Origin of the sequence: Chryseobacterium taiwanense (genome assembly GCF_000813825.1) — a bacterium.
In the GTDB taxonomy this organism is placed as follows: domain Bacteria; phylum Bacteroidota; class Bacteroidia; order Flavobacteriales; family Weeksellaceae; genus Chryseobacterium; species Chryseobacterium taiwanense.
The window spans coordinates 179322-201662 of record NZ_JWTA01000008.1; the positions used below are offsets into that span (position 1 = coordinate 179322).

Genomic DNA, 22341 nt, shown 5'->3' on the forward strand with positions numbered 1-22341 from the left:
CAGGCAACTCTATCATCAGTTTTTAGGGATTCGAATGTGTATGTGCTGTTTAGTAATAAATATCGCATCCACATTCCTATTAACCTAAAAATAATCATTAATGAAAAAGAACAAACCCAATAACCTTACTCTCAAAACTAGCATCTTATTATTTACATTTTTATTCTTTACCCTCTTACAGGCACAGCAACAACTTATAGAAGTCAGCGGAACCATTACTCATGTTGATACCCATAAAGGACTTGCAGGAGCAAAAATAAAAGTGGAAAATACAGAAGATTCTGCACTAACGGATCAGGAAGGGCATTTTAACCTGAGAACAAGAGTTAAAATCCCTTTCAGAATTGTGATCAACAAAGAGGGTTTTGCAAGCCAGACCGTAGAAATCCTTTCTTTATCTAATAAAATTGCGATAGAATTAAACCCTCAGAATACGATTATCAATGAAGTGGTAATCTCTGCCTCAAGAGTTCCTGAAAAAGTACTGAGATCACCCATTGCTATTGAAAAAATAGATATTAAAGCCATTCGGGAAAGTCCGGCTTCTTCATTCTACGAAACCTTGGAAAATGTAAAAGGATTACAGCTTTTAACCTCGAGTCTTACTTTAAAAGTTCCTAATTCCAGAGGATTTAATTCACCCAATAACTTCCGTTTTATGCAATTGGTAGACGGAGTAGATGTGCAGTCGGCAACATTGGGAGTTCCCCTAGGAAATGCTATAGGTCCGACAGAACTCGATATTCAATCTATGGAAGTAACTCCCGGTGCGGCTTCTGCATTGTATGGGATGAATGCGATCAACGGATTGGCGAGCCTTCAGACAAAAGATCCTTTTACATCAGAAGGATTGAGCGTGTATTTTCGTGGCGGAGTAAACCATGTCGATAATATGAATCACCAGACGGCTCCTTTGGGAGAAAGTGCCATAAGATTTGCTAAAGCTTTCAATAAAAATCTGGCTGTAAAGATCAATGCATCCTATTTCAATGGGGTCGACTGGATTTCAGATAACCAAACCGATCAAAATCCCAATTCATTAATTACTGCTAATCCTAATTTCTCACTCTCCAATAATCCTGCAGAAGATTTGTGGAATAAATATGGAGATGAAAGAAACAACCGGGTTGCTGTAAAAGTAAACTATAACGGGAAGTCTACCACGTTTAATGTAGCAAGAACAGGGTATCTTGAAAAAGACTTAGTAAATCCGGAAGTGAAGAACATCAAATTTGATGCAGGACTATACTATCGATTCGGAGATCAGTGGAGAACTTCTTATGTATACAGATATGGATTGTTGGATGGAACTTTCCAGAGAGGAAATAAAATCAGATTGCAAAATGCGACCGTTCAGAACCATAAAGTAGAGCTTACCGGAAAAGAATTGACTTTCAGAGCCTATGTTTCTATTGAAAATACAGGAGACTCTTACAATCTTAAACCTTTGGCTGATAATCTGGATCTTTCCAATCTTTCCAATGCAAACTGGCGTAACCTATTTCAGACCGCTTTGCAAAACAGTCTGAATGCAGGAGTTAATCTGAATGATGCTTTTATTTTAGCAAGACAGGAAGCCGATAAAAACAGAGTTGTTCCCGGTACCGCTGCTTTTGAACAGTTAAAAAATACCATTATTGGCATTAACAACTGGGATTCAGCAAACGGAGGCGTTGTAGGAGCTCCGGCAACAGGAGGAGCAAAGTTGGAACAAAAATCCCGTTTTTATCAAGGAGAGCTTACTTATGATTTTAGCAGACTGGTAAAAGTATTCAGTCTTTTGGCAGGAGTTGATTACCGTTTGTACAGCATTACTCCGGATGGAAATAACTTTGTGGATTTTGACAGACCAGTAAGTGAAAGAAATATTCCTTTATCAGACGGGACATTTGGTAACGATGTGACTTACCAGAAATACGGAGTTTTTGCACAAATTACCAAGTTGTTTTTTGAAGATAAATTGAAAGTGAACGTGGCATTGCGAGTTGACCAAAATCCTGAATTTGAGGCTAAATTCAATCCTAGGATAAGTGTGGTCTATTCTCCGGTGAATCAGCACAATTTCAGAGCATCATTTCAAAACGGGTATCGTTTTCCATCATTATTCGAAGCGCTTTCTTTTGTAAATAACGGAAATGTGAGAAGAGTAGGAGGTTTGGCAAAAGTGAACGAAGGATTAGGATATTTAGAAAATTCTTATACTCTTGCTTCTCTCGATCAGTTCACTTCTGCGGTGAATGCAGCAGTAGATGGTGGAGCAACTCAAAATCAGGCAGCTTTGAGCAATAGAAATCTTTTGGTGGTCGCTAATTTGCAAAAATTACAGACTGAAAAGATCAATTCCTTTGAAGTAGGCTATAAATCAGTGTTTTTTAACAGCAGGTTAGTCTTAGATTGGGATTTTTATTACAACATTTATGAAGGTTTTTTGGGGCAGGTAGAAGTATCGGTTCCTAAAAATGGAACAGTAGGAACAGATCAAGCCGTTCTTGATATGCTTGATCGTACCAAACAAGACAGATACAGAGTATACACCAACAGCAACAGTACGTATAAAAGTTATGGAACTTCGTTGGGAATCCGTTATAACCTTGTTAAAAATTATAATGTGAATGCCAATGTTTCTTATAATGACCTTTTAACTTCCAATAGATCAGATCTGTTTATTACCGCTTTCAATACTCCTAAATGGACGATAAATGTAAGTGTAGGCAACAGGGAAATCTTCAAAAATATTGGGTTTACGGTTGTTGCAAGATGGCAGGATAGATTTTTGTGGGAAAGTCCGTTGGCTTCAGGGGAAGTTCCTGCCTATTATACCATCGATGCACAGGCAACCTGGAGAATTCCTGAAATTAAAGTCCAGATAAAAGCAGGGGCAACCAATCTGCTGAATCGTCGCTACTTTCAATATGCGGCAGGTCCTGAAATTGGAGGATTATATTATCTGGCGTTTACCTATGATTTAAAACTGTAATGAAGATGAATAATACGTTGTATCCGGTATTTTTGAAACTTGAAAGACTTTCATTACTGATTGTTGGCGGAGGAAAGATAGCCTTTGAAAAGTTGGAATCGGTTTTAGCAAATTCTCCTGAAACTGCCATAAAACTGGTAGCTAAAGAAATTATCCCTGAAATTAAAGAGTTACAGGAAACGTTTCCTAATTTAATGCTGCATGAAAGAGCCTATCAAAACCATGATTTTGATAATGTAGAACTTGTGATTGCAGCTGTGAATGATATTGCGTTAGCAGAGCAGATTCAAAAGGATGCTCATAATTATAATCTATTGGTCAATATTGCCGATAAACCCGAATTATGCGATTTTTATTTAGGATCAATTGTCAGAAAAGGAAATCTTAAAATTGCCATTTCCACCAATGGAAAATCCCCGACAATCGCTAAAAGAGTCCGTGAAATTTTAACAGAAAGTATTCCTGATGAAATGGATGAGGTATTGGATAATATGCAGGATATTCGCAACCAATTGAAAGGTGATTTTAATTACAAAGTCAAAGAGCTTAATAGATTGACTACAGAATATCTGCATGAAGAAACGAAGAGTAAAGAACCGGATCTGGAAATAGAAAACCTGATCAGGATCACTCAAACCGTACAGAAAAGAGCCAATATTTATCTTGGAATCATCGGTGTTCTAATTCTTTTTGGGATATTGGGAATTATTATTTATCAATTTAATCTTTCAGGAGATATTAAGGTTTTTCTTAATAAAGACGGTCATATTTTCTACTGGATGCTATTGGCTGGGTTTCTGGCAGAAATTGTAGCAGGATCAATGGGAATGGGATATGGCGTAATCTGTACGACGATCTTATTGCTGCTGAATGTACCTCCACCTGTCATTAGTGCGAGTATTCACTCTGCGGAATCCTTTACCACGGCGGCAGGAAGTGTCAGTCATTACAAGCTCGGAAATGTCAATAAAAAAATGGTTTGGGTGTTGTTCCCTTTGGCAATCATAGGTTCTGTCGTGGGAGCATTAACGCTATCTCATTACGGCGAATATTATGCGCATATTGTAAAACCTATTATCGCTTTTTATACGTTATACTTAGGATTGAATATTTTGAGGAATGCTTTTAAAGAAAAAAAAGAAGGTACTGTGAAGTCCAAAAGAAAAACCAATCTCAGAATATTAGGATTTATCGGTGGTTTCATAGATTCCTTTGCAGGAGGAGGATGGGGGCCATTAGTTACCGGGACTTTGATTAAAGAGGGGAGAACCCCAAGATATGTGGTAGGTAGCTCAACGGTGGCTAAGTTTTTATTGACGATAACAAGTGCCATCACTTTTATCTTTACCATTGGGATCCATCATTGGAATATTGTATTGGGACTTCTCTTAGGAGGCGTATTTACTGCTCCGTTTTCTGCAATGCTTACTTCTAAGCTGCCTACGAAAAAAATGTTTTTTGTAGTGGGAGTAGTTGTGGTAGGGATGAGTCTTATTACGATTATCAAATCCTTATTCTAACAATAAAGATGATGCCTTTTAGCAGAAGTAAAAAACGAATAATAATAGATTATTATGAGCAGACTTCAGCCTTATTTCTTTAAGTTTTCATTTTTTCTATGATTTTTTAGAGTTAAATATTAATTTTTTTTAATCAGACTAGGCTACATCCGCCTGAAAGCCTATATTTGCAGCCTAAAATTTTAAATACATGAAAGAACTTATTGAAAAAATCAACGCGGAATTCGAAACTTTTACAACTGAAGCAAACCAACAAGCTGAAAAAGGAAACAAAGCAGCTGGTACAAGAGCTCGTAAAGCAGCTTTGGAATTGAGCAAATTGTTCAAAGATTTCAGAAAAGTTTCTGTTGAAGAATCTAAAAAATAAAAATTTCTTTACCGGCTTATTTAAGCCGGTTTTTTTTGCTTGTTACTAATCTTATAAAAGAAAATAAAAGAGAGATTATTTTATATAATTGCTAATATTAAAACAAATCATAACTAGGCCAAATAATACCCGATTTTTGAATTTCATCAATAAGTGGATACATTCCGCTCCAAGTACATTCGTCATTGCTAGGTCTAGTGTTGATGACAATAGCAATGCTTATTCCATTTTTGAAGTGTACAAGACTGGATAACGTTCCGGGCATACAGCCATTATGCATCCACCAGTCACCATTTACTTTTAGTCCTTTTGCATAATCTCCGGCATTATTTGCTGTTGAAATGGTTCTCATCACGTCTATGGTTCCGGATTTTAGAACATCGGTTCTATTAGGCAATTTATCTATTCCTGCAAAAAACTTTAAAAGATCCATCGGTTTTCCTATCCATCCGCCATTGGCATCCATTCTTGTCAGTTTAAGATTATAAGGATTTCCTCCGTAATAGGTTACTTCATTGGGCTTTTGTGCAGCTTGGGTATCTGCCCCGATATACATATCACCGATGTCACATTTACTTAGGATATTAGATTTTATATAATTCTGATAGGTTTGCCCGCTTTTCTTCTCAATAATTCTTCCCAATAGAAAGTAATCAAAATTCATATACTTAAATTCTGAACCCGGAGTATTGGGTTGAGCGTAATTTTTAGCCGCCCATTTTATAATATCTGCATTGTTGAGCTGGTATTCATTCCAAACTGCATCATCTACCCATCCTGTAGTATGCTCTAAACAATGCTGAACTGTTATTTTTTCTAAATCGGTTTTGTCTATACAAGCATCAGATTGACTACAAATATCTCCTAAAAGACCATTAGGTCCGAAAATTTTATCGCTGAGTTTCAAATTTGTTGTTTCGGTAAGCCTCATAATAGCTGCAGAAGTGATAGGCTTGCTTACACTTGCAATACGGAATAAGCTGTTAGGCGAAACCATTGTACCCTCAGTGGTATTCATAAGGCCAAAACCTTTTGCCCAAACCAGTTTTCCGTCTTTCATGATCGCAATAGAAAGACCCGGAATTGCTGAGTTTTGCATGTAAGTGTTTACTTTATTGTAGATTAGACTGGCATCCTTGAAGCTCAGTGATCCTCCTTTCCATAACGCAGCAAATCGAGGTTTACCTCCTACTGTATATCCAGAAACATGGGTAAGCTGCATTCCCTGATACCAGCCATTATCAAATTCTGCCTGATAATTTTGGTTGGTCATTCTATGTCTTGCGTATACTCCGGTTGTTGATTTTTCCCAAATTGCAGCATAACGGTCTTCTCCAGCCACTTCAAATCCACTTACTCTTACCGGTACATAACCGTTGTTCCATTGCTTATTGAATTCTGACTGATATATTTCTGAGGTCATACCATGGCGTGCAATAAAAGCAGGTCCTGTAGATTTCTCCCAGACAGCAGCATATCGGGTAGAGCCTCCTTTGGTATAGCCACATACTTCTATCAGTCTATATCCTTCTTTATTCCAATTATTGAATTCAGCTTGATATTGATCGGGAGTAAGGTCGTGTCGGGCTACCCAAGCTCCGGAAGGTTTGTAAAATATGCAGGCAAAATAGGGAATCCCATTTACAGAAAAAGCGCTAATTCTATTGGGACGATATCCTTTGTTTTTTAAATCGGTAACGGTAGTTTGGTATTGGGCCTCTGATAATCCGTGGCGGGCAGTCCAATCAGGACCTGTAGTATTGTTGCTCCAGATCGCAGCGTAGTAGGCGGTACCATTTACAGCATAGCCACTTACGTCCATAAGCCGCATTTTTTTGTCACCGGAATATTTGTTAAATTCAGACTGATACTCATTACTGGTCATATTATGTCTCGCAACATAATTGGCAAACAATCCAAGGCTCGATAATAGAGCAAATAAATGAATCAACCTGTGGCTGAAAGTAATTTTTCTGCTAGTTTTCATGGTTAAAGAATTGAAATTTAGACAACAGATGTTGAATTTTTATCGTCTTAGGAAAGGCGCTGAGCTGGTTTTTAAAAAGGCTTAAATCATATTATAGGCACTTTAAAACATAAACCAGTAAAATTCTGAGGAAGAATGTTTTTTAATAGAAAAATATTTATAAGTGGGATTAGTGTTTCTTAAAAATATAATAATAAAGCTGTTGATTTTATAGAGACTAATTTACAAAATGAAAACGAAATATGAGAAAAAATAGATGATATTAATAAAAAACCACTGTTTATCGATTATAACAGTGGTTTTTTGATATTTAGTTTAGAACTCCTTGAGTTGTTGGGTATAATAGTCAGGAAAATTAGTGATTGCAGCTAACAGTTTTTCTTCATTCACCTTTTTTTGGGTGTCATTGGTAGTATAAGAATTATAATTCTTAAAAAGAAAGAAAAACAATAATCTGTTATAATAGTCTAAATTGTTATCTGAAATTGCCGCAAGAATTGTGTTTTCTATTTCTGTTTTATTTTGAGATTCGGAAAGAGCCCTTCCTATCCTTCCGATACTTCCATAATAATGATTGGTTACCGGATTTTCAACTCTGAAAGAAATTCCCATTACAAGCTTTAGAACATTGATATTAAGCTCTTCAAGTTCTCGAATATAGGTGTTTCTTTGTCCCCAAGCGTAGCTTCCGTCTGATACTCTATCAAAGCGATCGTTCATAATGTCCAGATGAGCTTTCAGGAAGATATTCCAATTGTAAGTTTCTGCAGAAAGCAATGCAATGTTTACAGCATGAATTCTGGGTCCCATGTCCTGACTGCATCCTCCAATTACTCTTGTACTTCTCAATTCTTCCAAAAGTTTGCTTTTTTTCTTATCTGAAAAAGACATCCAGTTTTTAGGCATATTCGACGATCCCCTTTTAAGATTATCTTTGAATTTTGTAGTGGTTGTATCAATCAGGCAGTCAGAATATCCAATCATATAGGCATACTTTTCCGGAATTTCTTCGGAGCTGAATGGATTGGGAAAGTAAAATGCTTCTAAGGATTCTTTAGAATATGAAGTTTCCTTATCATGATCAAAAAGCCATTTATTTTGTAAGTTTTGATTATAAAGACTTAGGTTTTCTGAAGTAATACTGAAACCATAATTATCCTTAAGGTTAAATTCCTCAAATTCTACAACTTCTTTATTATCGTAATCCTTATACTTTCTCTTAATAATTAAAGCATTTTTAGCAATCGTAGCATTAGGATATTTTTTTATAAATTCTTCAATAGGCATTTGTTTTTCCATATCCTGTTTGGCTGATTGAATGTCCCCACCTTCCATCTTAACAATATAAGCGTTGGTTTGGCCTTTAGAGTAGAATTTCTTACTGAGATCGCAGGTTTTAAATTTTAAATTTAAAGAATCTACAATATGAGTTAGTTTATCCATTGCTTTTTCACTATAGATTAAGCCGTTTTTGTAAATTTTAAATTCGCTTTCCTGAGCAAAAGCTTTCATTCCAACTATAAGAATGAAAGACAGAATGAGGGATCTTTTCATGGTGTTATTTTGTTTTTATTATTCTCTTAGTCCTAATGTTTTACCATTCCCTCCAAGCTTCTGTGATGTCTTCTTCCATAGTATTATATCCTTTTTTAGCACTTGCATTGATGACAATTTCACAAATTTGCTCACGTTCTATGGTTTCAATGAGCGAACCTTCACATTTTTCATTGAGAATATTTAGCTTTTCGATAGTAGATTTCACTATTTTCATGCCTTCTTCTTTTGAGGCAGACTTTTCTATTTCTGCTAAGTAAAGGTTTAGAATATCTCCGCACGTTACAACATCTTCTTTAGAATAGGAGGGATGAAACTCTTTCTGATAGGCAAACATTTGGTTCTTTAAAATATCAACGGAATTGGTTGTGTTTTTATTTTCCATTATTATTTCATTCTCAGTCTGTTTTTTTTCTTTTTGTGAATTAGTACATGATGAAAATAACAACATTATAATCAGTAGTGAAAATATCGTTTTGTAAGAAAACATGTTGATCATTTTTACTTAACTAGGGTATTGTTACAAAATCATACTGAGTTGAATTCTTTTTCTAGCCTCATCAATTTCCGTCACTCTCACCTGAACGTGCTGATGTAATTTAACAACTTCATTGACATCAGAAACAAAACCGTCTTTCAGTTGAGAAATATGGACTAATCCGCTTTCTTTAATGCCTAGATCTACGAAACATCCGAAAGCCGTAATATTATTCACGATTCCCGGTAAGATCATTCCGGTCTTTAGATCTGTGATCTTTTTTACATTCGGATCAAACTCAAATACTTTGGCAGCTTTTCTCGGATCCAGTCCCGGTTTTTTCAGTTCTTTTAAAATATCTTTAATACCCAGAATTCCGATGTCTTCTGTGATATACTTTTCAGGATGTACTAAGGCAATCTTTTCCTTATTCGCAATAAGCTCATGAGTTTTAATCCCCAAATCTTTAGCCATTTTTTCTACAATTCCGTAGGCTTCAGGATGTACTGCAGAATTATCCAGAGGATTTTTAGCATGATTGATTCTCACGAATGCTGCGGCCTGCTGAAAGGCTTTTTCTCCTAATCTTGGAACCTTTTTCAATTGTTTTCTGTCCTCAAAAGCACCGTTTTCAGCTCGGTAATTCACAATGTTCTCTGCTATTTTCTCTCCGATTCCCGAAACGTAGCTTAATAAAGACTTACTCGCCGTGTTCAGATTAATGCCGACTGAGTTTACGCACTTCATTACCGTAGAATCCAGTTCATTTTTCAATTGGGTCTGATCTACATCATGTTGATATTGCCCCACTCCGATAGACTTTGGATCTATTTTTACAAGCTCTGCTAGTGGATCTGCCAATCGTCTTCCGATAGAAACAGAACCACGAACAGTTACATCATAGGTCGGAAATTCATCCCTTGCAATTTTACTTGCAGAATACACGGATGCTCCGGCTTCAGAAACGACAAAAACTTGCAAAGGCTTATCAAAGGCTATTTTTTTAATGAAAAATTCGGTTTCACGGCTTGCTGTTCCGTTTCCGATGGAGATGGCTTCAATATTATAAGCATTCACCATCGAACGGATCTTTTTCATTGCCATCCCGCTTTCATTTTGAGGAGCGTGAGGATAGATGGTCTCATTATGAAGAAGGTCTCCTTTTTCATCTAGGCACACTACTTTACAGCCGCTTTTATATCCCGGGTCGATCGCCAGAATTCTCTTTTCTCCCAAAGGCGGAGCGAGTAGGAGCTGTGTTAAGTTTTCCGAGAAAATTTCAATTGCTTTTTTATCTGCTTTTTCTTTGGCTTCCTGCAGCGTTTCATTGGAAATGGCCGGTTCCAATAATCTTTTGTAACTGTCTTTTATCGCTAATGAAATCTGTTCTGCCGTTTCATTATTGGATTTAATAATAGCATTTTCAATAAAATCAATCGCTTCTTCCTTTTTGATTCCTACGTTAGTCTTGACGAAACCTTCCGTTTCTGCTCGTAACATGGCTAACAATCGGTGAGACGGGGTTCTGTTGAGGTTTTCTTCCCATTCGAAATACTGGGAGAATTTTTGGGCGTCTTCTTCATCCTTTTTCGCTTTTACGACTTTTGATGTCACAACAGCTTTTCTTTGAAACAGTCGGCGAAGGTTTTTTCTCACATACATATTTTCATTGATCCATTCAGCCATAATATCTCTTGCGCCTTGCAAAGCCTCTTCTTCAGAGGAAACCTGATCATTGAGATATTTTGAAGCCAAAAACAATATATCATTGTTTTTCTGGCTCATAATGATCTTTGCTAAAGGTTCCAGTCCCTTTTCCTTTGCTGCATCCGCTTTAGTCTTCTTCCTTTTCTTGAAAGGTAAATACAAATCTTCAAGTTCCTGTATATCGAAACTTTCTTCAATTCTTTGTTTCAGTTCGGCCGTCAAAGCGTTTTGCTCTTCAATAGACTTTAAAATGGCTTCCTTTCTTTTAATGATCTCATCAAACTGCTTATTCAGCTTTGAAATCTGCTCAATCTGTGTTTCATCCAGATTTCCGGTCTTGTCTTTTCGGTAACGGGAAATAAAAGGAATGGTGCAGTCTTCTGCTAATAATTCTAAAGTGGCATTGATGCTTTTTTCTGATATATTGAGAGTTTGCTGTATATAGCTTGTGGTGTTCATTGAATTTTTTTGAGAGGCTAAAAATACTAAGTTTTAATGGGAATAAAAAGCCTGATCAAATGAGATCAGGCTTTAAAATTATTGTTTCAATACATTGTCATAATAGATAGGGAGAAAACTATTGGTATCATATCCGATAATGATGACACGATAATTTTTTGCTTCATCATTATTATAGAACTCTACCTTTACAGGTTCTTTAGGTTGGACTTCTAGGAACGGATTCCAATACAGTACTGTTCGCGTATCTATTGAAATATTTTTAAAGTTTTCATTGCTATAGTCAGGGTTTGAAAATGCGATTTCCTTATCATAGCCTTTTAAGGTAATTTGCTTCAAATCGGTAGGTTTAGAAGAGTTTTCAATGCTTCCTGAGATACCGCCTCGTTTTGTATAGATTGCAATTGCTCCATTGGTATTACCGCCAGTGCCTCCTGCAAAATAACCTCTTATAACTTTTACCATCGCTACATCTGATGAAGGCAGTGAAGATATCTGGGAAGGTGAGGCAGGCATTTCATCAAGGAAAAGAGAGATAGGAGCACCTCTAAATGTAGCGGTGACATCGAACCCCCGTTTCTGCATCTGTAATCCTGCAACTCTACCCTGAAGGTAGTCAAGGATATTCATATATGAGCCGGCATTGATGTCATTTACAAAATCGAATATTACTTCATTACTGTTTCTAAAGGTTAGACTGCTCAGTTCATCATTGAGTTTTTTAGTCAGATTTTTTTTCTGCTTTATAATTTTAACTTCTTCTATAAGAGTAGCTTTCTCATTGATTACTTTATACATATTCTTGGCTTCCGTATATTTAATTATTTCAGGAGAAGCCTTATCTTCTGGAGTACGGGGTTGTAAAATATAATAAGATTGAGGTAATGATTTTCTTAAAGGAATATAAGAGTAATTGGGCTGAAAGATCACCTGTACTTGTTCCTTAAGGATCTTGGGATCATTCAATTGATAAGAGAATTTGATAGAATCTTCAAACATAAGCCCATTAAGAGAAAAGAATCCACTTTGATCCGTTTTTACCTGAAAAAACTTTGTTCCGTTGTCTGGCATCGAAAATATAAGATTCAGATCGGTATTGGATGAAGGTTTTCCTGAGACTGTAACCTTTCCTTTGTAAGAGATATAGGGCTCCGTTTTATTCTTTATCATTGGATAATTTCCTGCCATGAGCATTTTCCAATCATATCTTTTCCATTTTTCAGAGATTAATATAGCGTCAAGTGCTTCAGAATTAGAGTCTTTTTTGAAATATTGGGCAGGAGAGTCAAGATCGGAAGAGATGTCTCCGGTCAGTAGGAGAGTACTTATAAAGCTGTTCTCGTCTTCAGTACTTTTACTTCCTTCATTTAGAACTAGAACAGTATAATTAGGAGAATCAATAGAGCTTGAAATGTTAAAGGTATTTTGAGATCTAGGAGTCTCTTTAAGAGATATTTTTGATAGTTCAGCTTTTTTTACTTGTAAATTTTTAGGCTGAATAAAACACATTCTTTGTAAAAGCAGATCCTCTTTTTCGTTGAATATACTTAGCTGTAAAATTCCGTTTACCAGCTTTTCAGTAGGGATTGTATAAATTTTATCAGATATGCTCAGTTTTGCTTTATAAACGATCTGATCATTGATGGTCCCTATGATTGTATATTTCGATTCGGGTTCCATATTTTTGGAAACTAAAGAATACTTTATTACTTCAGGATTACTTTCCATTTGAAGATTAATCCCCGACGAAATGACGTCAGGAAGATTTACTGTTTGTTTTTTTCCTTTATCATCTTCAATGGTCAGCTGGTATTTTTTTCCAAGCTCAGGAGCTAGTCTAAAAGACCCTATATTCTCATCAAATCCTTTGAAGGTAGCAAGCTTCGCGTCTGGATGAGAGAGTTCTGTGATATAGCCATTCCAGTTTGATGGTTTTTGTCCTTTCGAATGCAATCTTACTGCAAATTTTGTGTTGATTTGATCAATAAATGTTCCGCTTTCAGGGTGTACAGAAACATTCCATTCTGAAGAATTATCTATTGTCAGCTTTTCTGAAGATGACGGATTATAGATTTCAACGGAACGTATCGCCTGAAACTCTTCACTGAAATTAGTAGACCATGTAGTATAAGCACGAATATAATACACATTTTCTTTCATATTTTCAGGCAATGCAAAACTTCCGTTCCCTTCCCCATTAAGCAAGGGAATCATTTTTTTATCAAGAAGTGTTTTGTTATTGTCATACAGTTCCACAAATAGGCTGGTAGAAATAGAAGTGGGCTCATATCCGGTATAGATAAAAGATTTGAACCATAGGTTTTCTCCAGCAACATAGCTTTTCTTATCAAAAAGTAAGTGAATTTTTTCCTGAGGATATTTTTCTTCAAAGATTTTTAAGGCTTGTTCAGCTTTATCTTGTGCAAAAAGAGTTAAAGACCACATCAAAGAAGATGTGAAGAACATTTTTTTCATCATTTTTTATTTAAGGCGTAAAAATACATTTTTTTAACGTGACTTAAGATGTGTTTTTAACAGATTAAGAAATGATTTAAATAACGATAACTACTTTGATAAGTCCTTATAGACGGTAGATTGTTGATTTTTATTATTTTATTAAGTAGTTCTCTGAGCGGTCTTTACTGGTTTGAGTAACATTAGGTAGTATCAAAATTATAAACGACACGCTTTGTCGTGATGCATAAATATCTTTGTCTCAGAAATATCAATACTGGCTTTAAATGCATCAGAAGGCGATAAAATTCAAAATTATTTTAAAATACATCTTATCTATGTGAAGTAAAAGTGATATTTTTGCAGCGTTAAAAAATTAGTAACAATAAAACTTAAATAAACACGGGATGAAAAAACTCTATATGGGTGCATATTTCTTATGCACTGTTTTGAGCGTTTCGGCTCAGGAAGTTCTATGGCAGAAAGACATCAAATCCAGTACTCAGGATTTCTTAAGTCAGGTGACTCCAACAGTGGACCTTCAGTACTTAATTACAGGAAGTTCCATTCAATCCAAAAAGCTCTCTACAGACAACAAACAGAATAACGGCTACGATTTCCATTTGGTGAAACTCAACCAACAGGGAGAAGAAGTCTGGGAAAAATACTTCGCTGGTAAAAACCACGATTACCTTTCAGCATCCCTTTCTACTCAAGAAGGTGGCTTCGTTCTAGCGGGTACCACTTACTCTGGAAAAGGTCTCGATAAAAAAGAAGATTCCAAAGGAGGCTCAGATATCTGGGTGATTCGAATCAATGAATTCGGGGATGAATTGTGGCAGAAAACCATAGGAAGTACTTCCGATGAAGAAGCCAGAGCCGTAATTCAAACTACCGATTTAGGGTTCTTTGTGGCAGGAAATGTTCAGAATTCCCCACAAGGCTATGGTTCCAAAGATGTCCTTGTCGTTAAACTCGATAAAAATGGAAAAGAACTCTCTCAACTCATTCTGGGCGGAAAAGGCTTAGACGAAGTAGAAAAAATGATTCCTACAAGAGACGGAGGAGTTTTACTCGGAATGTATTCAAGAAGTAATGCAGGAGGATCAAAGAAGACTGAGAATTATGGCGAAGGCGACTACTGGATCATTAAGCTGAACAAAGACGGAAAAGTAGAATGGGAAAAGAACTATGGAGGAACAGGAGATGATCACCTAAGAACACTAGCGATGACGACTTCAGGATTTATCATAGGAGGTGAAAGTCGTTCAGAAAGATCGGGTAATAAAACCGTTGGTATAGAAGAAGGAACCGATCTATGGCTGATCTCCTTAAATGAAAGAGGTGAAGAAATCTGGCAGAAATCCTACAACTTCAAAAATAGAGATGTTCTCATGGGAATGCATGTGATCTTAGGTCATAACGAAAGAGAAAAAAATAAAGATTTAACTAAAGGAGTTTTACTGGGAGGCTACACTCAGGCAGAAGGAAGAGTAGAAACTGATGATGAGACGTTCTGGATGTTTTATGTTGATGAGAACGGAAATGAGCAATGGAGAAAACATGTAAAAGGAGAATCCAGAAAAAGAGAAGAACGGCTGGCAGCCGTGGCAGTTAATAGAGATGGCTCTATTATTCTTGCAGGAACCAGTGCAGAAGAATTAGGAAAAGAGAACTGGAAGATCGTAAAACTGGGAGATCAGCAGGTAGATCAATTGATAGAGAAACAAGATATCAAGATCTACCCGAATCCTGTATCAGACTATGCCTATGTAGAGATTGGCTTTGATTTCAAGGAAGCGGATATTACGATGTATGATATGGCAGGAAGACAGCTTCAGAGTCTGAAAACCAAGAATAAGGTAACCAAGATCAATACTCAGCCATTGATTCAGGGAGCTTACCTGATTACCATAAAAACGGATACGAACAAAACAGAGAATGCTAAACTGATTAAGAAATAAACATGATGAAAAAAATAAATTATATACCATTACTGACCTTCATTTTATGTTCTGGTTCATTGTTTTCTCAGAGTGGAGAAAGTTATATGTCTGCACCTTCGGCAGCTTCAGTCACCAGTTTTGTGAATGCCCCTGTTTCTTTATCTACAGGGATCCCGGATATCAATATCCCATTTTTTTCATTATCGGCTCGCAGTTCTTCGTTAGGGATTAATATCGGAATTTCCTATCATCCCAATAACTCGTTCAAGAAAAACAAAGCTACCGATGTGGGTTCAGGATGGTCTTTATATGGGGGAAGCTGTTTGATATACAGGGAAACCAATCCTTATAACGGTATTCCTACAGAAGCTTATTATTATAACTTTATGGGCAGGAGTGGAAAGTTTTTGCTAAAACCTAATGATGAGGGAGTGAAGACCGTTCTTCCTCTTACGTACGATAAACTCCAGATTACCTATACAGAGAGCAGCAACAGCTTTAAGATCATAGACCCGTCAGGAAATGAGTTTTTATTTGATAAGGCAGATAGAGCTTATTCGGGAAGCCAGTCTCCCCCTACCTATTATACCTCTGCCTATTATTTATCTAAGGTGAAAGATGTGCAGCAGGCTGATATTTTAACATTTGATTATATTGAAGATAATTATCTTCTGAATCCCGCGTCACTAATAAGAGTAAAAAGTCTGAAGCTAAGCAAGATCACTTCGCCGGATTACGGCTCCATTGAATTGACGTACAATCTGGATACCGATTTACGTACGAAGATGTCTGACCCTTTTTGGCTTCAACGTGTTGATCTGAAAAACAAAGCCGGAAAAACCATTCAGAAATATACCCTTCAGAATGATATAGGAACCTATACATACCATGATCTCAGTATTTCTTCCTGCGGTGCGGAGAGCTATGATAACTCATTGTATGATAAAAGAATCCTGCGTTCAGTAAGAAAATATGGTACAGGTGATCTCTTTGAGCAAACCAGTTTCGAATACAACACAAGTTCTTTTAGTCAGAATTATTGGTCCTATCTGGCATGCAATTGCTTACCTAATGAAGATGAAAATCCTAAATATCTGGGGATCGGCCTACTCAGTACCATACAGTATCCTACAGGAGGGAAGACCCGGTATGAATTTGAACCCAATACCTATGGGATGAAGAAGACCAATATCTATGATCCTTTAGAATTTGATTGGAGTACCAATTATATCCCACCTTATACTTTAGGGGATCGCGATGCTCAGATTCTGGAAGATGTAGGAACCTTTAGTTTCGACAGTCATAACGGCTACAGTGGCACGTTCCAGCTGAGTGCCAATCCGGACGATGCACAGGGAGCCAGCTATCTGATGTACTGTGTGAATGTGGATGTCTTGTATACCGATAGCCCCGCATGGGATCCGAGTATGACTCCCACTGCAGATGTAAAATTGGTTTCAGGAATCTATGACAATGCAGGAAACGAGATCTTTATGCCGGGTTCCAATACCTATCAGTTCATAGGAACTGGAGGAGCAGGAACGGTGAACGTGAAAAGAATACGTTATAAATCTCTTCCTTTACCTAATTACAGTACAGGAAACGGAGTCCGTATAAAAAAGATTGAATTTCTGGATCATGATGTGGTGATACCTACCGAAACAAGAAACTACTCTTATCAGCTGTTTGATAATAACAACCTGACAAGCGGAAGGCTCTACAATCTGGAGGGGGACAATCCGATTGTTTATAAAAACGTAACAGAAACGGTAGGAACCAATAAAGGTCGCACACAATATTATTTTAAAAGACTGGAAGACGTTCCTGAAAATGTAGATGCGGACGGTAATTTTACCGGGGATAATCTTGCACATTACAATATCCAAAGGTATGGGCTTTTAGAGAAAAGAGAAGTGTATGATGCAGCCAATACAAAGGTAGCACAGGAAGAAAATACGTTTGAATATTATCCTATAGGAGGCTTTTATCTGCTCAATAATTATTCTTCCACTACACAGGTAAAAAATTCGGTGATCAGAAAACAGGTGAATCTTTCCACTTCATTTACAGGATCAGGTCAGATTTCTACGACCGCAGAATCTACCAGAGATACAAAAGATCTTAATATCATCAACAAAAAGACCACCACTCCCGATGGAGATGTAGTGGAAGAGAATTACACCTACTCCAAAGCAAGTGATCTTCGGCTTTGGATTGCCAATGTAAGAGACAGGATTATTACTTCTGAGACCAAGAAAAACGGTGTGGTGATTGCCAAGGGTAAAACCCTGTATGAAGATACTACCCATTTTTATCCTACCTCTCAGATAAGCTTTTTGCCGGATGATCTTTCGCAGTCGGTGAAAAATATCTCGTATGATCTTTATGATGATAAAGGAAACCCTGTTCAGTATACTGCATTTCCGGAAGTAGGCTCTACAGGAGTACCGACAACCATTATTTATGGGTATAATAAGACATTGCCTATTGCGAAAATAGAAGGCGCTAAGTTTTCAGATATTCCTACGGCACTTATTACCGCTATCGTAAATGCTTCCAACGAAGATGCCGATGCCTTAGTTGCAACAGAAGAAGCAAAAGAGCTGGCTCTCATTGATGCATTGAATACCTTTAAAAATGATACCGCCCTTCAGAATTTTATGGTGACATGTTATACCCATAATCCATTAATAGGAATTACAACGACTATACCGCCTAACGGAATCATGGAGCTTTACAAATATGATGCTTACAACAGACTCCAAAAAACAGTAGATGTCAACGGAAACATCATAAAAGAATATCAGTATAACTACAAACAATAACCATCATCATGAAAAAATTAATTATATTCCTTTTGTTGTTTGTAGCACAAAGCATTTGGGCACAGACACCAACAGCCGGCGAAAATTATGTTTCTACGAAAGTATATCTTTCTGCGGACGGAAGTAAAACAACAGAAACCGTACAGTATTTTGACGGCTTGGGAAGAGCTAAAGAAGTCATTCAGGTAAAAGCAACCCCTCTGGGAAAAGATTTGGTCGTGCCCATAGTGTATGACCATCAGGGAAGGGCTACCAAAACTTTGTTACCCGTTCCAGTGACAACTAGCAATTCCGGTCATGGCACAGATGAAAATACCGTAAACACTTATTACGGAGTAGCTAATGCATTTTCCGACCAGAAGCTGGAAAGCTCTCCCTTAGCAAGAGTACTCGAAGTTGCCGGTCCCGGAACAGAATGGGCGATGTCAACAGGTCATACCAATAAGATGCAGTATCTCACCAATATAACAGGGGATCAGGTAAAGAAATACAACACCTCGATGTCTTGGAGTAATGCTACCCTTACCACCAATATTAATAATATTTCTTATTATAATGCCAATCAGCTTTCTAAGAACAGAGTAACCGATGAAAATGGAAACATCACTACAGACTTTAAGAATGCTGAAGGGAAAACCATCTTATTGAGAAAAGGAGAAGGAGCCGATAAGCTGGATACCTATTACATATATAATAGTTACGGACAGCTTGCTTTTGTGATCTCTCCAAAAGCCGATCAGCAGATCACAGCAAACGGCAATACCGTAACAGGTCAGATTCTGGATGATCTCTGCTACCGATATGTGTATGATAATAAATTCAGGCTCGTAGAAAAGAAACTGCCGGGCAAAGGCTGGGAATATATGGTCTATGACCGTCAGAACCGTTTGGTAGCCTCTCAGGATACCAATATGAGAAATAATCCTGCTCATCCTAACACATGGCTGTTTACCCGTTACGATAAATATGGAAGGGTAGTGTATAGCGGGCAGTTTACAGGAAGTACAAGATTGCAGGAGCAAAGTAATGCCAATGCAAAAGAACTGAATAATGAAAGCAGAAGTACGACTGCTTTTACCCTGAACGGGCAGGAGATCTTTTATACCAATACCGCTTATCCTTCTGCAGTATTTACTCCTTATTCAGTTAATTATTACGATACCTATCCTTTTAACGGGTTGGGAGGTGGTAACTATCCTTTACTTACGGAAGTATTAGCGTTTTATATGAAAAATACTACGCAGTCATTTTCCAGTAATGGAGTCAATAGTATGAGGAACCTGAAATCGATGCCGACTTCATCCTATGTCAAAAATCTGGATGATGACAGCTGGTCTGCTTCCCATATCTGGTATGATGCCTTGCTGAGACCTGTCGGAAGCCGAAATATAAACTATTTGGGAGGCTACACCAATACCGAAAAAGAGCTTGATTTTTCAGGAGCGGTATTGCGTGCCAATACTTTCCATAAAAAAACAAATGCAAGTAATGAAACCGTTATCAAAGAAAGGTTTACCTATGACGATCAGTACAGAGTAAGACAGCACTACCATCAGGTCAACGGAAACAACGAAGAGCTTCTTGCGGAATATACATACAACGAACTTGGGCAGGTTTCCAAAAAATCAGTAGGGAATGGTCTTCAGGATATTGAATATACTTACGACATTAGAGGAACGGTCACCAAGGTTAATGACCCTTCCAATTTGAATGGGAAGCTTTTTGGCTACGAGTTGAAATTTGCTTCTACTTCCGATGCTTCAGTGGCGCCTGCCAATTACAATGGGAATATCACCGAAATGATTTGGAAAAGTACCGGTGATAATACCCTGAAAAAATACAGCTACCGATATGATCAGTACAACAGATTATTAGCAGGATTATACAAGGAACCAGGAATAACGGCTCCTCAAACTGATTTTTTTAATGAAACCATGAATTATGATGCCAATGGAAACATTACTGATCTTCAGCGAAATTATAAAAACGGTAATGGCATTAAAGAGCAGATTGATGATCTCACGTACCTCTATTCAGGAAACAGGCTTCAGAGCGTAACCGACAGTTCCCAGAACTATGCAGGTTATCCCGATATCTCAGGAAATACCATTGCGTATGATGACAACGGAAATATGAAAGATCATATTGATAAAGGAATATTACAGATTGATTATAATCTGTTGAACCTTCCAAAAAATATTACTTTCAATCAAACCTATCTGGTAAGAGACGGTTTTTTCGGATTAGAAGATACCCGAAATATCACCACTCAATATTCCTACCGTGCAGATGGGGTAAAACTGAAAAAGCTTTATACCTACGGAATTGTAAAAAGCTCTACAGAAGCCTATAAGCTTACCGACTACCTCGACGGTTTCCAGTATGAGACAGAAGACTCATTTTTAGTGAACTCAGTTCTGAGGTTCGTTCCAACTTCAGAGGGCTATTATAATTTTGAAAATAATAAGTATATTTACAGCTATACCGACCATTTGGGGAATGTGCGTCTTAGTTACACCCGAAATACAACCAGTGGCAGCGCAGAAGCTCTTGAAGAAAACAGTTACTATCCTTTTGGATTAAAACAGCAAACACCAACAATAGGAGTAAGTAATCCTGCTTATAAATATCAGTACAACGGTAAAGAACTGCAACAAGAAACGGGATGGAATGACTATGGGGCTAGGATGTATATGTCTGACATCGGAAGATGGGGTGTAATAGATCCATTAGCAGAACAATCCAGAAGATTTACGCCGTATCATTATGGCAATAACAACCCGATACGATTTGTAGATCCTGATGGAAGATCAGTGCAAACTTTCACTGGGCAGGAAGCACAAACAGCCTATTGGCAGTTTTATTTTAGCGGGTCTGTATCAAGTGTAACAGGAAATGGGGGTTCAAGGAGTTATGATTTTCATATGTTCCAGAATAGCGACAGCGGAATGATGATTGTAAATACAGGTTTAGGTAATGATGGTCAAGGCGGAGGGGGCGGCGGATTTTCTCCAAATTTTCAGTTTCATAAGGATGCAGAAAAATTTTATAAGGAAAATTATCCTGAATTTTATGATTTTGTGATGAATACTTTACCTAAAATAATAAATGATACAAAGTTTATGAGTGTTCTAAGTGATACTTCAGGATTTTCTATGGAAGAACTCATTAAAATGTTTAAAAGTGATACAGATTTTGCATTAATGGGTTTTAAGGAAGCTACTTCATTTTCAATCGCGGATTATCCTTATGGCTCAAATCCAAGACAACCGATAAATTTAATACGAATGGATATAAATACACTTAATTGGTTTAAAACAGCAAATAAGGATACTACAACCATTGAAGGAATTACCAACATCGTTCAAATGGCAGGTTTTATAGGGCATGAAATTAATCATTGGGGAGTATCTGCTGAAACAAATTCTTCATTTCGTACAAAAAAACTAGGTGGTGATCCTGGTGATTATTTTGAACGCAAACTGACAGGAAGTTGGACACAAAAAATTGGAGATCCTGGCGTTCCCTCAAATGCATTTAATGCTTATATAAAACAAAATTTTAATACTTTATACAAAATTTTTAATAAATAAATTATGAAAAAAGCCATATTAATATTTACGTTATTTTTGTGTTTAGCTCCATTTTCTGTGGCAAAATCACAATATAAGGGTTTGAATTCATTCTTTGAAGGTGATACATTATTTTATTCCTTAAGTAGTTTTATCAATAGTAATAAAATAATAATAGTAGATCAAAATAATAAAATATTTTCTACTGGAAAGGAATTCAAAAATCAATCAAAATCTGGAGTACAAACCATCAAAATTATTAATACTATTCCTAAAGAAAAGAATTATGTACTATTAGGAGATTACATTGTTAATGAAGAGTTAGCTGTTATTTCTTTTGTAAATTCAACAAAAAAGAAATACATGATATATACCTTTAAACGAATTACCGGACATCCAGAATGGTGGAGTATATTAAGTGTATCCGAAGGAGAAATGAATTAATTATTTACTTACTTCTTTTGTTAGTGTTGAAAAAATATATTAATTATTTCT

The 22341-nt window shown here is 36.8% G+C and carries 12 protein-coding genes; 7 read left to right on the plus strand and 5 right to left on the minus strand.

Going from position 1 to position 22341, the window contains the following annotated elements; all coding sequences use genetic code 11:
• Window positions 1–100: 100 nt before the first annotated feature.
• From RM51_RS11415 to RM51_RS11425, 3 genes are all read left to right on the plus strand, one after another.
• Window positions 101–2977, plus strand: a complete 2877-nt coding sequence (locus tag RM51_RS11415; protein WP_052248483.1) for a TonB-dependent receptor — start codon at window positions 101–103, stop codon at window positions 2975–2977.
• 5 nt (window positions 2978–2982) lie between these two features.
• The gene (locus RM51_RS11420; RefSeq protein ID WP_039369471.1) at window positions 2983–4497 is read left to right on the plus strand and encodes a TSUP family transporter; all 1515 of its coding nucleotides are present in this window, start codon (window positions 2983–2985) and stop codon (window positions 4495–4497) included.
• 190 nt (window positions 4498–4687) lie between these two features.
• Window positions 4688–4864, plus strand: coding sequence for a histone H1 (locus RM51_RS11425; protein WP_039369265.1), 177 nt, complete (start codon window positions 4688–4690; stop codon window positions 4862–4864).
• A 97-nt stretch (window positions 4865–4961) separates the two neighbouring features.
• Here the strand turns inward: RM51_RS11425 and RM51_RS11430 are convergent, their stop codons facing one another.
• The 5 genes from RM51_RS11430 to RM51_RS11450 all read right to left on the minus strand — a co-directional run bounded on the left by RM51_RS11430 (window position 4962) and on the right by RM51_RS11450 (window position 13524).
• Window positions 4962–6851, minus strand: coding sequence for a serine hydrolase (locus RM51_RS11430; RefSeq protein WP_084111092.1), 1890 nt, complete (start codon window positions 6849–6851; stop codon window positions 4962–4964).
• Between the two features lie 315 nt (window positions 6852–7166).
• Window positions 7167–8405: a hypothetical protein gene (locus RM51_RS11435; RefSeq protein ID WP_039369271.1), complete on the minus strand. Its 1239-nt coding sequence runs from the start codon at window positions 8403–8405 to the stop codon at window positions 7167–7169.
• 40 nt (window positions 8406–8445) lie between these two features.
• Complete coding sequence (locus RM51_RS11440; RefSeq protein ID WP_131667072.1) at window positions 8446–8790, minus strand: hypothetical protein; 345 nt, start codon at window positions 8788–8790, stop codon at window positions 8446–8448.
• 135 nt (window positions 8791–8925) lie between these two features.
• Entirely contained in the window at window positions 8926–11049 is a 2124-nt protein-coding gene (locus tag RM51_RS11445; protein WP_039369277.1) for a Tex family protein, read from the minus strand.
• Between the two features lie 78 nt (window positions 11050–11127).
• Complete coding sequence (locus RM51_RS11450; protein ID WP_131667073.1) at window positions 11128–13524, minus strand: hypothetical protein; 2397 nt, start codon at window positions 13522–13524, stop codon at window positions 11128–11130.
• A gap of 386 nt (window positions 13525–13910) precedes the next feature.
• Between RM51_RS11450 and RM51_RS11455 the strand changes: the two genes are divergently transcribed.
• Genes RM51_RS11455 through RM51_RS11470 form a run of 4 tightly spaced genes read left to right on the plus strand, consistent with a single transcriptional unit; the run spans window position 13911 to window position 22290 of the window.
• Entirely contained in the window at window positions 13911–15467 is a 1557-nt protein-coding gene (locus tag RM51_RS11455) for a T9SS type A sorting domain-containing protein (protein WP_039369283.1), read from the plus strand.
• A 5-nt stretch (window positions 15468–15472) separates the two neighbouring features.
• Window positions 15473–18274: a hypothetical protein gene (locus tag RM51_RS11460; protein ID WP_165585002.1), complete on the plus strand. Its 2802-nt coding sequence runs from the start codon at window positions 15473–15475 to the stop codon at window positions 18272–18274.
• Between the two features lie 8 nt (window positions 18275–18282).
• The gene (locus tag RM51_RS11465; protein ID WP_052248485.1) at window positions 18283–21867 is read left to right on the plus strand and encodes a DUF6443 domain-containing protein; all 3585 of its coding nucleotides are present in this window, start codon (window positions 18283–18285) and stop codon (window positions 21865–21867) included.
• Between the two features lie 3 nt (window positions 21868–21870).
• A complete protein-coding gene (locus tag RM51_RS11470) occupies window positions 21871–22290 on the plus strand; it encodes a hypothetical protein (RefSeq protein ID WP_039369289.1) in 420 nt (139 codons plus the stop codon).
• The last annotated feature ends 51 nt before the right edge of the window (window positions 22291–22341 follow it).

What these genes read in the sequence shown, in the direction of transcription:
- RM51_RS11415 (WP_052248483.1), top strand. Translation starts at nt 101, where the DNA reads ATGAAAAAGAACAAACCCAATAACCTTACTCTCAAAACTAGCATCTTA.
- RM51_RS11420 (WP_039369471.1), top strand. Translation starts at nt 2,983, where the DNA reads ATGAATAATACGTTGTATCCGGTATTTTTGAAACTTGAAAGACTTTCA.
- RM51_RS11425 (WP_039369265.1), top strand. Translation starts at nt 4,688, where the DNA reads ATGAAAGAACTTATTGAAAAAATCAACGCGGAATTCGAAACTTTTACA.
- RM51_RS11430 (WP_084111092.1), bottom strand. Translation starts at nt 6,851, where the DNA reads ATGAAAACTAGCAGAAAAATTACTTTCAGCCACAGGTTGATTCATTTA.
- RM51_RS11435 (WP_039369271.1), bottom strand. Translation starts at nt 8,405, where the DNA reads ATGAAAAGATCCCTCATTCTGTCTTTCATTCTTATAGTTGGAATGAAA.
- RM51_RS11440 (WP_131667072.1), bottom strand. Translation starts at nt 8,790, where the DNA reads ATGGAAAATAAAAACACAACCAATTCCGTTGATATTTTAAAGAACCAA.
- RM51_RS11445 (WP_039369277.1), bottom strand. Translation starts at nt 11,049, where the DNA reads ATGAACACCACAAGCTATATACAGCAAACTCTCAATATATCAGAAAAA.
- RM51_RS11450 (WP_131667073.1), bottom strand. Translation starts at nt 13,524, where the DNA reads ATGAAAAAAATGTTCTTCACATCTTCTTTGATGTGGTCTTTAACTCTT.
- RM51_RS11455 (WP_039369283.1), top strand. Translation starts at nt 13,911, where the DNA reads ATGAAAAAACTCTATATGGGTGCATATTTCTTATGCACTGTTTTGAGC.
- RM51_RS11460 (WP_165585002.1), top strand. Translation starts at nt 15,473, where the DNA reads ATGAAAAAAATAAATTATATACCATTACTGACCTTCATTTTATGTTCT.
- RM51_RS11465 (WP_052248485.1), top strand. Translation starts at nt 18,283, where the DNA reads ATGAAAAAATTAATTATATTCCTTTTGTTGTTTGTAGCACAAAGCATT.
- RM51_RS11470 (WP_039369289.1), top strand. Translation starts at nt 21,871, where the DNA reads ATGAAAAAAGCCATATTAATATTTACGTTATTTTTGTGTTTAGCTCCA.